This window comes from Streptomyces sp. NPDC107765, from assembly GCF_055657085.1.
Window position 1 is genome coordinate 133,210 of the sequence record NZ_JBVKBL010000015.1, and the last position, 12,381, is coordinate 145,590.

The 12,381-nt window shown below is 73.2% G+C and carries 8 protein-coding genes; 3 read left to right on the forward strand and 5 right to left on the reverse strand.

Annotation, left to right across the window (positions count from 1 at the left end; all coding sequences use genetic code 11):
* Positions 1-113: 113 nt before the first annotated feature.
* The 4 genes from ACZ7MX_RS30955 to nsdA all read right to left on the reverse strand — a co-directional run bounded on the left by ACZ7MX_RS30955 (position 114) and on the right by nsdA (position 6,310).
* Positions 114-2,513 carry a [protein-PII] uridylyltransferase gene (locus ACZ7MX_RS30955; protein WP_472136944.1) on the reverse strand — a complete coding sequence of 800 codons (2,400 nt, stop codon included), beginning with the start codon at positions 2,511-2,513 and terminating at the stop codon, positions 114-116.
* A gap of 264 nt (positions 2,514-2,777) precedes the next feature.
* Positions 2,778-3,116, reverse strand: coding sequence for a P-II family nitrogen regulator (locus ACZ7MX_RS30960; protein ID WP_030802420.1), 339 nt, complete (start codon positions 3,114-3,116; stop codon positions 2,778-2,780).
* Complete coding sequence (locus tag ACZ7MX_RS30965) at positions 3,113-4,453, reverse strand: ammonium transporter (RefSeq protein ID WP_472136837.1); 1,341 nt, start codon at positions 4,451-4,453, stop codon at positions 3,113-3,115. Before ACZ7MX_RS30965 ends, ACZ7MX_RS30960 begins: the two co-directional genes overlap by 4 nt.
* 381 nt (positions 4,454-4,834) lie before the next feature.
* Positions 4,835-6,310, reverse strand: a complete 1,476-nt coding sequence (nsdA, locus tag ACZ7MX_RS30970) for a transcriptional repressor NsdA (protein WP_472136838.1) — start codon at positions 6,308-6,310, stop codon at positions 4,835-4,837.
* Positions 6,311-6,820: 510 nt separating this feature from the next.
* Here nsdA and ACZ7MX_RS30975 point away from each other — a divergent pair.
* Positions 6,821-7,495: a bifunctional DNA primase/polymerase gene (locus ACZ7MX_RS30975; protein WP_472136839.1), complete on the forward strand. Its 675-nt coding sequence runs from the start codon at positions 6,821-6,823 to the stop codon at positions 7,493-7,495.
* Between the two features lie 123 nt (positions 7,496-7,618).
* On the opposite strand, the gene ftsY is transcribed toward ACZ7MX_RS30975, so the two are convergent.
* Entirely contained in the window at positions 7,619-8,851 is a 1,233-nt protein-coding gene (ftsY, locus tag ACZ7MX_RS30980) for a signal recognition particle-docking protein FtsY (protein WP_472136840.1), read from the reverse strand.
* Between the two features lie 313 nt (positions 8,852-9,164).
* Here ftsY and ACZ7MX_RS30985 point away from each other — a divergent pair, with 313 nt between their 5' ends.
* Positions 9,165-10,652: a purine-cytosine permease family protein gene (locus ACZ7MX_RS30985; RefSeq protein ID WP_472136842.1), complete on the forward strand. Its 1,488-nt coding sequence runs from the start codon at positions 9,165-9,167 to the stop codon at positions 10,650-10,652.
* 109 nt (positions 10,653-10,761) lie between these two features.
* Entirely contained in the window at positions 10,762-11,850 is a 1,089-nt protein-coding gene (locus ACZ7MX_RS30990) for an LLM class flavin-dependent oxidoreductase (RefSeq protein WP_472136843.1), read from the forward strand.
* Positions 11,851-12,381: the final 531 nt, after the last annotated feature.

Sequence of the window (12,381 nt, forward strand, 5' to 3'; positions counted from 1 at the left end):
GCGGTCGGTCGGCTTCTAGGGTATCGGGCCCGGCAAGTGAACAGTTCCTGCCCCGTTCACCGCCCCGTTCACGGGGCTCCGGCCCGCCCGCTCCCCCGCACCGGTCCCTGCGGCTACTGCAGCGCCGCCTCCACCGCCGCCGCGACCTCGTGGGCCGCCGCGTCGGTCAGGGGTGCGCCGTCGGTGCTGGTGACGTAGAAGGCGTCGACCGCGTCCGCGCCCAGGGTGCTGATGTGGGCGCTGCGGACCGCGACCCGGGCGGATTCCAGGGCCCGGCCGATGCGGTGCAGCAGGCCGTGCGCGTCGTGGGCGCGTACCTCGATGACGGTCGCGGTGCGGGAGCTGCCGGCGGCGACGGTGACCCGGGGTGGCGGGGCGGGTACGGCACGGGCCCGGCGGGCGTAGGCCCGTTCGCGCTCGGCGAGCCGGGCCGGGACGTCGAGGGAGCCGTCCAGGGCGCGGACCAGGTCGGCGCGGAGCCGGTCGGCCTCGGGCAGTGAGCCGTATTCGGCGGCCACCCGCCAGCTGAGCAGCAGCACCGGGCCGTCGCCGATCGGGTCCAGGAGCTGCAGGTCGGCGGCGCGCACGGCGAGCCGGTGCAGGGCCAGCACCCCGGCGGCGGCGGGCAGCACGCCCGGCTGGTCGGGGACGGCGATCAGCAGCTCGACGCCGACCGGTTCCGGGCCGCTTGCCGCGGGCGCGTCCTCGGCGGGGGGCTCGGCGCGGGTGCGCAGCGCGAGGACCGGGCCGCCGGTGCGTCCGGCCTCCATGGCCAGCCGTTCCTGTTCCGCGGTCGGCCCCTCGGCGCCGCGCGGTTCCGCCTCGGATTCCCCGGCGAGCCGTGCCGCGACCCGTTTCACCAGATCGGCCACGAGTCCGCCGCGCCAGGCACTCCAGGCGGCGGGCCCGGTGGCCAGCGCGTCGGCCTCGGTGAGGGCGTGCAGGAGCTCCAGGGTGCGGGTGGTGCCGACCGCGTCCGCGACCGCGCCGACGGTCTCCGGGTCGTCCAGATCGCGCCGGGTGGCGGTCTCGACGAGCAGCAGGTGGTGGCGGACGAGCGTGGCGATCACCGCGGTGTCGCGGGCGTCGAAGCCGAGCCGGGCGGCCATGTCGCGGGCGATGGTCTCGCCGACCACCGAGTGGTCACCGGGCCAGCCCTTGCCGATGTCGTGCAGCAGCGCGGCGACCAGCAGCAGGTCGGGGCGGTGCACCCGGCGGGTGAGCGCGGCGGCCCGTACGGCGGTCTCGACCAGGTGGCGGTCGACGGTCCAGGTGTGGACGGGGTTGCGCTGCGGGCGGCAGCGGACCCGCTCCCAGTCGGGCAGCAGCCGGGTGATGACGCCCTCGGCCTCCAGCGCCTCCCATACGGGCACCGTGGGCGCGCCCGCGCCGAGCAGCGTGACCAGCTGTTCCAGGGCCTCGGCGGGCCAGGGCTCGGGCAGCGGCCGGCCGGCGAGGGCGGTGGCGCAGCGGCGGATCGCGGCGGTGGCCAGCGGCAGTCCGGCCTGGGCTGCGGCGGCCGCGGCGCGCAGGACCAGCACCGGGTCGCGTTCGGGGCGGGCGGTGCGGGCCAGCACTGCTTCCCCGTCGAGTTCGACGACGCCCTCGGCGAGCGGTGAGCGCTCCCCCTTGCCGGCGGTGCGGCCGGTCAGCAGACCGCGCAGGACGGGCTTGACGGCGCGGGCGCGCAGGACCCGGCCGACCTCGCGCCAGGTGACGTCGGCGGCGTAGGAGACGGTGCGTCCGGCTTCGTAGGTCTGGCGGAGCAGGGCGTCCGCGTCGAGCACCCCGAGGGCGGCGGCGACCTGGTCCTGTTCCTGGAGGGAGAGCCGGTCGGTGGCGCGCCCGGTGGTGAGGTGGAGCGCGTCGCGGGTGTCGAGGAGGAGGGTGCGGGCGGCTTCCAGGCCGCCGCGGGGTGCGTCGGCCAGCCAGGAGGCGGCGACCGCCCGGAGCGCGGTGGCGTCGCGCAGCCCGCCCCGGGCCTCCTTGAGGTCCGGTTCGAGGAGGTACTGCAGTTCGCCCTGGCGCTCGGCGCGCTCCTGGCACAGGGCGTGCAGCTCCGGCAGCCGCTTGGGGGCGCTCTCGCGCCAGTCGGCGTACGCCGTGGAGCGCAGCCGGGCGCTCAGTTCCGCGTCGCCGGCCAGGTGGCGGGCGTCGAGCAGCCCCAGCTGCACCTTGAGGTCGTCGCGGGCGGCCCGGCGGGCCTCGGCGGGGGTGCGGACGGAGTGGTCGAGGGCCATGCCGAGGTCCCAGACGGGGTACCAGAGCCGGTCGGCGAGCGCGGCCAGGGCGCGCGGGTCGGCGCGTCCGTCGTGGAGCAGGAGCAGGTCGAGGTCGCTGCGGGGGGAGAGTTCGCCGCGGCCGTAGCCGCCGACCGCGACGAGTGCGGTGCCGGACAGGCCGGCGGCGGTGGCGTGCCGGGTCAGCAGGCCGGCCAGCCATTCGTCGGTGAGCCGGGCGAGGGCGGCGCGGCGGTCGGGTCCGGTGATCTTCTCGTCCTGGAGGAGCCGCACCCTGGCCGCGGGGTACCCGCCGCCGTCCGCGAGCCCGCCGTCCTGTCGGGACGCTGCGGCCGGTCGTGTCGTGGCCTCGTCGCTGTCGGTCAACTCAACGGCTCCTTGATCGTGTCGTCCCCCGCCTGCCCCGTGGCCCCCGCCGTACGCCGGGCCGCCGCCCTGCGTGTCCTCGGCACGCCCGCATGCCCGGGTCCGGGCCGCGGCCGGGCGGGCGGCCCTCCGCCGCCAACGGGCGGCGGACGGCCGGCCGTCCCGGGTGCGTCAGAGCGCGTCCGGCCCGCGCTCGCCGGTGCGGACGCGCACCGCGTCGTCGACCGGGATGCTCCAGACCTTGCCGTCGCCGATCTTTCCGGTGCGGGCCGCCTTGACGACGATGTCGACGAGTTCCTCGGCGTCCGCGTCCTCGACGAGCACCTCGATCCGGATCTTGGGCACCAGGTCGACGGTGTACTCGGCGCCGCGGTACACCTCCGTGTGCCCGCGCTGCCGGCCGTAGCCGCTGGCCTCGGTGACGGTCAGACCGTGCACCCCGAAGGCCTGCAGGGCGTTCTTCACCTCGTCCAGCCGGTGCGGCTTGATTACTGCCGTGATGAGCTTCACGCGTCCACCTTCTTCGTCAGGGCCTCGCCGAGTGCCGGTCCCTTGCGGGCCGCGGTGCCGCCGCCCGCGCCGGTGAAGTCGTACGCGGTCTCCGCGTGCGCGGCCTGGTCGATACCGGAGATCTCCTCGTCCTCGCTGACCCGGAAGCCCATCACCAGGTCGATGACCTTGGCAAGGAGGTAGCTGACCACGAGGGAGTAGAGGAGTACGCAGACCACTCCGACGGTCTGCTTGCCGAGCTGGTCGAAGCCGCCGCCGTAGAACAGGCCCTTGGCCTTGCTCTGCACCCCGCCGGTGGCGAACAGGCCGATCAGCAGGGAGCCGGTGACGCCGCCGACGAGGTGCACGCCGATCACGTCGAGGGAGTCGTCGTAGCCGAACTTGTACTTCAGGTTGACGGCCATCGCGCACAGCACACCGGCGATCACGCCGACCGCGATGGCGCCGAGCGGGCTGACGCAGCCGCAGGCCGGGGTGATGGCGACCAGTCCGGCGACCGCGCCGGAGGCCGCGCCGAGGGTGGTGAAGGAGCCGTGCCGGAGCTTTTCGTAGGCGAGCCAGCCGAGCATCGCGGCGGCGGTGGCGACCTGGGTGTTGACGAAGGCGACCGCTCCGACGCCGTCGTCGTTGCCGAGCCAGGAGCCGGCGTTGAAGCCGAACCAGCCGAACCACAGCAGGCCCGCGCCGAGCATCACCAGCGGCAGGCTGTGCGGCCGCATCGGGTCCTTCTTGAAGCCGATCCGCTTGCCGACGACGAGGATGACGCCGAGCGCCGCGGCACCGGCGTTGATGTGGACGGCCGTACCGCCGGCGAAGTCGATCACGCCAAGGTCGAAGAGCCAGCCGCCCTCGGCCCAGACCCAGTGGGCGACGGGGAAGTAGACGACGGTCACCCACAGGGTGATGAACAGCGCCCAGGCGGTGAACTTCACCCGGTCCGCGAGCGCACCGCTGATCAGCGCGGGCGTGATGATCGCGAACATCAGCTGGAAGACCGCGAAGACGTAGATCGGGATGGTGGTGGCCCCCCACAGCTGGGTCAGGCCGATGCCGCTGAGGCCGGCGAACGAGCCGTTCCAGCCGAGGAAGCCGCCGGCGTCGGTGCCGAAGGCGAGTCCGAAGCCGTACAGGACCCACAGGATCGTGACGATGCCCAGGCTGATGAAGCTCATCATCAGCATGTTCAGCACGCTCTTGACCCGGACCATGCCGCCGTAGAAGAAGGCGAGCCCGGGGGTCATGATCATCACCAGTGCGGAGCAGACCAGCATGAACCCGGTGTTGGCCGGGCTGAGCGTCACCTTGTCTGCCGCGATAGTCAGGATGCCTGGGGGCATCGGCGTCTCCTCGTCGTCGATGCGGCCCGTGCGGGCGTGTTTCTGGTGGGCCGACTTCGCGATGAGGTTGTCGCAGGGTGGTTTCGGCCAAACCTTGCCGGTGTTTCACCGCAGTGACGAACACCGCCGCGGTGTTACGCCCCGGTGAACTCCACGGTCGACCCTGCATTCACCCGTTCAGCCGTAAGAAACACGCCACGCACCCCCCGCCCTCCCCCGGAGTACGCCCCACCGCGGGCAACCGCCTCCGCGGGAGCGGCGCCGGCTCGGGCGCACAAACAAACCCGGCCGCGGTCCGCCGCCCGCGTGACCTGGCAGGGGGGAGCCGAGTCGGGGTGTACGGGGCGGCGGCCGCGGCCGGTGTCCTGGGGGCGGGGCCGGTCAGACGGCCTCCGCGGTTTCCGGGAGGGAGCGGGCGAGGTCGTCGCTGAGCCGGATGATCTCGGCGACCCCGCCGAATTCCCGGGCGGCGGTGTCCACGGTCTTCCGCAGCCGGGTGTTGACCCGCTCGGAGCGGACCTGCCGGGCGAACGGGATGGCCTTCTGCGCCATCTCCGCGCAGGCCACCGGCTCCTTCTGCAGCAGCCGTACGGTCGCCAGCCCGATGAGGTTGAGCGCGTAGGACCGCTGGTGCTCGGGGTCCTTGCCGAACAGCTCCACGGCCCGCTCCATGACGGGCTCGGCGAGCGAGGCGTACGTGGGGCTGCGGCCGGCGACGTAGGCCAGGTCGCGGTAGGAGTGGGCGTTCTCGGCGTTCAGCTCGGCCTCGGAGAAGAACCGGATCCAGTCCGGCTCGGGCTCGCCGGGCGTGACGTCGCAGAAGGTGTCCTCGGCCATCCGCACGGCCCGCTTGACCTTGCTGGGCTGGCCCATGCCGGCGTAGGCGCGGGCCTCCATCGCATACAACATGGCCTGGGTGCGCGGGGTGGCGGTCTCCCGGCTGCCGTACTGGGCGAGGTGGATGAGCTCCAGGGCGTCGTCGGGCCGGCCGAGGTGGATCATCTGGCGGCTCATGCTGGAGAGGATGTACGAGCCCAGCGGGCGGTCGCCGGCCTCCTTCGCGGCGTGCAGCGCCAGCACGAAGTACTTCTGCGCGGTCGGCTGCAGCCCGATGTCGTAGCTCATCCAGCCGGCCAGTTCGGCGAGCTCGGCGGCGACCTTGAAGAGCCGCTTGGTGACCGGCTCCGGATGCGTCTCCTGGAGGAGGTCGGTGACCTCGTGGAGCTGGCCGACGACGGCCTTGCGCCGCAGTCCGCCGCCGCACTGGGCGTCCCACTGGCGGAACATCGCGGTCGTCGCTTCCAGCAGGTCCAGTTCGGGCTTGGAGAGCCGGACCGGCCGCCTGGCGCGGTCGGGCTGCGGGTCGGCGCCGCCCGGGGACACCGGGACCGGCACCAGCCAGCGCTGCATCGGCTCGATGAGGCTGGGTCCGGCGGCGAGCATGAGCGAGGTGCCGAGGAAGCCGCGGCGGGCGAGCATCAGGTCGCTGCGGGAGAACTCGCTGATGAGGTTGACCGTTTGGGTCCCGGCCCAGGGGAGGTCCACGCCGGAGACGGACGGGGACTGGTGCGCGGAGCGCAGGCCCAGCTCCTCGATGCCGACGACGCAGCCGAAGCGCTCGGAGAACAGCTCGGACAGGATCCGGGGGATGGGCTCGCGCGGCTGCTCGCCGTCGAGCCACCGGCGCACCCGGGAGGTGTCGGTGCTGATGTGGTGTGCGCCCATCTGCCGTGCGCGGCGGTTGACCTGGCGGGCGAGCTCGCCCTTGGACCAACCGCTGCGCATGAACCACGAACCCAACTGCGCGTTGGGCTTCTTGACGGCGTCGGTGCCGCCCGTGCCGCCGTTGCCGCCCACTGGAAGCCCCCATCCCGATTGCTGCTTGGTGCCTGGTGCGTGCTCGCTGCGTCGCCTGCTGAACGGTGCCGCCGCGCGAACGACCCACAGGCGGTGGGCCGTTGCGACGCCTGTCCGGGGTACATCTACCCGATCACGGATTCCGGCCACACCTTTTGGCCTGTGCTCGACCGGTGCGTTGCCACCGGCATACCCGTGCGAACGATGCCCCTCCGGGGTTCAGGCACTGAAAGTAATCCTACGATCACGCCCCCCGCGAGGGCGATCGCGGAAACGCCACCATTCGCCACCCCTTCGGATGAACTCCGGGCGCTGCTCTCGCGATTGACTTGACACAGGTCGAACACGTCCGGGCGGAACGAAGCACGCAGCGGCTCCCGCGGCACTGCGCACCACCCGGCGCGCCACGACACACCACCGGCCCCGCGGGCCGTGGACGGAGCGTGCAGGGCGCCCGTCGTCAACCCACCGACTCGTAACCACTGCCAGGCACCACCCGTTGGAGGGGGTATGGGCTTCACGATCGGCGGTATCCGGGAGAGGCGTGCCGTCTCCCGGCGCCGCGCCCGCTCGACCGAGATCACGGCGGTGGCGGAGTACACCGGGCTGTGGGGCTGGGACGTCGTCCCCGGTGCCCGGGCGGCCCGCAGCGCCGGCGGCCGTCCGGACTGTTCGTGCGGCGCACCGGACTGCTCCGCGCCCGGTGCCCATCCGCTGGAGTTCGCCGGGGAGCTGGCGGCCGGGGCCACGCTGGAGAAGGCCGCCGCGGCCTGGGCGGAGACCCCGGGAGCCGCGGTCCTGCTGCCGGTGGGCCGCTCCTTCGACGTGCTCGACGTACCGGAGGCCGCGGGCCGGCACGCGCTGGCGCGGCTGGAGCGGATGGGGCTGCCGCTCGGCCCGGTCGCGCTGGCCCCGACCGGCCGGGCGCTGTTCTTCGTCGCCCCGGGTGCGGCCGCCGAGCTCCCCGATCTGCTGTACCGGACGGGCTGGGACGACGCCGCGCTCGACCTGCGGGCGCTCGGCCCCGGGGCCCATGTCACCGCGCCGCCGTCCGACCACGGCGGGCTGGGCCCGATGCGCTGGCTGCGCCCGCCGGCCCTGGAGACCGCGGGCCGGCCCCCGCAGGCCCGGCTGCTGCTGGGGACGCTGGCCTATGTGTGCCACCGCGCGCCGCTGTACGGCTGAGCCGCGACGGCCGGCGCGCAGCGGCGTCCGGTACGGGCCGGACATGCGAAGCGCCCCGGTGCGGCCGGCCGTGGAGCCGGGCCCGCGTACCGGGGCGCTGCGAGGTCCGCACGGACGGGCGCGCTAGTCGCCGATAAGCGCATCCACGAACGCCTTCGGCTCGAACGGCGCCAGGTCGTCCGCGCCCTCGCCCAGGCCGACCAGCTTGACCGGGACGCCCAGCTCGCGCTGGACGGCGACGATGATGCCGCCCTTGGCGGTGCCGTCGAGCTTGGTGAGGACCACGCCGGTGATGTCCACGACCTCGGCGAAGACCCGGGCCTGGACCAGGCCGTTCTGACCGGTGGTGGCGTCCAGGACGAGCAGCACCTCACCGACCGGGCCGTGCTTCTCGACGACCCGCTTGACCTTGCCGAGCTCGTCCATCAGGCCGGTCTTGGTGTGCAGCCGGCCGGCGGTGTCGATCAGGACGACGTCGGCGGCTTCGGCGATGCCTTCCTTGACCGCGTCGTAGGCGACCGAGGCCGGGTCGCCGGCCTCGGGGCCGCGGACCGTACGGGCGCCGACCCGCTCGCCCCAGGTCTGCAGCTGGTCGGCGGCGGCGGCGCGGAAGGTGTCGGCGGCACCGAGGACGACGGACTTGCCGTCGGCGACCAGGACGCGGGCGAGCTTGCCGGTGGTGGTGGTCTTGCCGGTGCCGTTGACGCCGACGACCATCACGACGCCGGGGATCTCGTCGCCGCCGTTGCCGATGCCGTTGGCGGTGTGGACGGTCCGGTCGAGGTCCGGGCCGATCAGCGCGAGCAGTTCCTCGCGGAGGAGTTCACGAAGGTCGTCGGGGGTGCGGGTGCCGAGGACCTTGACCCGCTCGCGCAGCCGCTCGACGAGCTCCTGGGTGGGGGCGACGCCGACGTCGGCGGTGAGGAGGATGTCCTCGACCTCCTCCCAGGTGTCCTCGTCGAGGTGCTCGCGGGAGAGCAGGTTCAGCAGGCCCTTGCCGAGGGTGTTCTGCGAGCGGGAGAGCCGGGCGCGCAGCCGGACCAGCCGGCCGGCGGTGGGCTCGGGGACCTCCACGGGGGGCGCGGCGGGCGCCTCGGGCTCGGCGGCCGGTGCCTCGGCCGCGGGGGCCTCGGCGGTGGGCAGCGTGACGTCCTCGATGGTGCGACGTTCTTCGTCGCTGGGGGCGTCGGCCTCCTCGCCGACGGCGGGTTCGGCGGGGGGCGCGGTGACGGAGGGCTGGGGGGTGGCCGGCGGGGGCGGCGGCAGCTGCTTCTTCTTGCGGCCGCTGACGACGAGCCCGCTGATCGCGCCGAGCACGACCACGGCGATGACTACAGCAAGGATGACGTATTCCATAACCCCTCCAGTATCAGCCACGCCCCGTCGGCGGGGGCCTCACGCGCCGCATCCCGGCTCCCGCCGAGACCGGCCCGGAGGCGGGTCGCCGGGGTCCGACTGGACCCTTCGACGAGTGTGGGTGACACTCGTCTTCGTTGAGGGATCCAACGGTGCAGAACGGCAGAAGTTGGATCAAAGTACGATGGTGGACGGCCGCGCAACGCGCGTAGAGTCCTGGCAACCACACACTCTGGCCAGGCACCACAGCCGCTGCCTGCACCTCCTCCCCCGGGGGTGCCCCCCAGATCCCCGCACGGAGATAGCTGCACCTATGGGCACCAGCACCACGTCCACGTCCCGTCCCGAAACCGAAGGCGCCGTCGAGACCCGCGGCATCGAGCCCGTCCCGGATCACGAGCGCCGCGGACGCGTCCGCGAACTCTTCCCGACCTGGGTCGCCGCCAACATCAGCGTGTTGTTGCTCACCATGGGGGCCTCGCTGGTGATCAACAACAGCCTGAACTTCTGGCAGGTGCTGATCGTCGCCGCGATCGCCTCCGCCGTCTCGTTCGGCATGGTCGGGCTGCTGTCGGTCTCCGGCAAGTGGGGCGGCGCCCCGGGCGCGATGCTCTCGCGGGCCGCCTTCGGCGTCCGGGGCAACTACTTCCCGGGCGCGATCCTGTGGGTCGCCCGCTTCGGCTGGGAGACGATCAACGCGGTCACCGGCGCGTACGCCATCCTGACCGTGCTGCACCTGGTGTTCGGCATCGAGGCCAACAACGTCCTGGTCGTCGTAACCCTGCTGGCCTTCGTCGCCTGTACGTTCCTGGTGAGCGGTATGGGCCGCAAGGCGCTGAACGTGTGCAACAAGTACTCGACGTACCTGTTCAGCGCGATCAGCGTGGTCGTGCTGGTCTACCTGGTCGCCACCGCGCCGTGGAGCTCGATCCTGCACAAGTCGCCGGGCTCCACCACCCTGATGATCGCGGGCATCGGCACCATCGCCGCCGGCGGCATCAGCTGGGTCCCCACCGGCCCGGACTTCGCGCGCTACCTCCCGCACTCCGCCTCCGGCAAGAAGATCGTCGGCACGACCATCTCCGGCGCGGCGCTGGTGCTGATCCCGATGGTGCTCCTGGGCGGCGTGATGGCGGTCTCCAACCCGGAGCTGGCCAGCCAGAACACCGACCCGATGTCCTTCCTCGGCCAGGTCCTGCCGCGGGCCATCGCGATCCCGTACCTGATCACCGCGCTGATCGGCATGATGCTGATCAACAGCCTGTCGATGTACTCGGCCGGTTTCACCGCGCAGACCATGGGCGTCAAGCTGCCGCGCGCCCTGGCGGTCAGCATCAACGCCGCCATCAGCCTGATCGGCGGGCTGTTCATGATGCTGGTGGCCAAGGACTTCATCGGGCAGTTCATCGCCTTCCTGACGCTGCTCGCGGTCTCCTTCTCCGCCTGGATCGGCGTCTACGGCGTCGACATGTTCCGCCGCCGCAAGCTCGCGGTGCGCTACGACTCCGCCGGCCTGATGGACACCGGCCGCACCAGCCGCTACTGGTACGCCGGCGGCTTCTGCTGGCAGGCCATGACCGCCTGGGCGGTCGCGCTGGCCGCGGGCCTGTGCTTCACCAAGGTCCAGTGGTTCACCGGCCCGCTGGCGACGACCTGGATCGGCCAGAACGGTCTGGGCTGGGCGGCCACGATCGCGATCGCCGCGGCGGTCTTCGCGGTCCTGCCGGCGGCGAAGGAGTCCGTCCCGGCGTCCGGTGCCGAGACGCCGGCCGAGGCCCGGCAGCCGGCCGAGGTGAGCTGAGCCGCCGGCCTCACGGCGGGCCGCGGGAACGCTCCCGCCCCCTGGCCACCTGACGCCACGTCAGCTAACGTCCCCTTCGCCAACCGTCCTTGGCGAAGGGGACGTTGCCATGTCCGCTGCCCAGTCCGACACCATGCCCGGCGCCACGTCCGACGCCCCCACGTCCGGCACCGCGCCCGGTGTCCGGTCCGCCCCGGCCGCACCGCCCGCCCGGCCCGTCACGGTCCTGCGCATCAACCTCGTCGACCCGGCGCCCACCGCCGCCTCGCTCGCCGCCCGCTACCGGGCCGCCGTCGAGATGGCCGCCTTCGCCGACGACCGCGGCATCACCATGGTCCAGACCGAGGAGCACCACGCCACCGGCAACGGCTGGATGCCCTCGCCGCTCACCTTCGCGGGCGCCGTCTTCGGAGCCACCCGCCGGATCGGTGTGACGGTCTCCGCGCTGATCACCCCGCTGCACGACCCGCTCCGGCTCGCCGAGGACCTCGCCTCGCTCGACCTGCTCAGCGGCGGCCGGCTGGTCACCGTCGCGGGCATCGGCTACCGGCCCGAGGAGTACGCGGCGCACGGCAAGGACTGGGCCGGCCGCGGCGCGCTCCAGGACGAGGTGCTCGGCACCCTGCTGTCCGCCTGGACCGGCGAACCGTTCAGCTACCGGGGGCGTACGGTCCGGGTCACCCCGCGCCCGTTCACCCGGCCGCACCCGCTGCTGCTGATCGGCGGCAGCTCACGGGCCGCGGCCCGACGCGCCGCCCGGCTGGGCCTCCCCTTCTTCCCCAGCGCCCGCCTGCCCGCGCTGGAGGCGTACTACCACGAGCAGCGCGCCCTCCACGGCACCGAGGGCTGGGTGCTGCAGCCCCCCGAGCGGACCTGCCTGCTGCACGTCTCCGAGGACCCGGACCGCACCTGGGCCGAGTACGGCGGCCATCTGCTGCACGAGGCGCGGACCTACGCCTCCTGGCAGTCCGCGGGCATCCGGTCCGCGGTGCGTTCGGCGGCGACGGACATAGAGGCGCTGCGCAAGGAGGGCGTCTACCGGGTCGTCACTCCGGACGAGTGCCTCGCGCTTGCCCAACGCGCGGGCACGGAGGGCTCGTTGATCCTGCATCCGCTGTGCGGCGGGATGCCGGTGGACGAGGGGTGGCGCTCGCTGCACCTCTTCGCGGAGCATGTGCTGACGCGGCTTGCGCCGTAGGCGCTTCTGCCCACGTACCCGTCTGCGGCGCCGCGGGTCATCTCGCCGTTGCGCTTTGCGGCGCCCCGCACGTACTTGGCCGTCCCGCCGCGGTTGTTTCTCGCCGTTGCGCCTGCGGCGGGCTGGGTGGGTGTCGGGTGCGGTGACGGACCTCCGGGGCCTTGTTCGTGGACTGCTGGCGCTTTACGTCCACGAACAAGGCCCCTCCGGCCCGTCCCCTCCCGTTGGGGGAGTGTGCGGGTGAGTGGGGGCGCGCGTTGTTGAGCGAGCACCTGGTGTCGTGCGGTATTGGGAATGCCTCGCCCAGCCGTCGGGTTGTGGCCCCGCAGGGGGCCCTCGCGACCCTTACGGGATCTGTTCGACCGTCCCCTACGGGTACCCAGGGCCCCTTGCATGCCCCAACGCCCGCCCCCACGCACCGCATTCCCTTCCCCAACGGGAGGGGACGGGCCGGAGGGGCCGGTTGTGTGGACGTAAAGCGTCAGCAGTCCACACAACCGGCCCCGCAGGCCCGTCACCGCACCCAACACC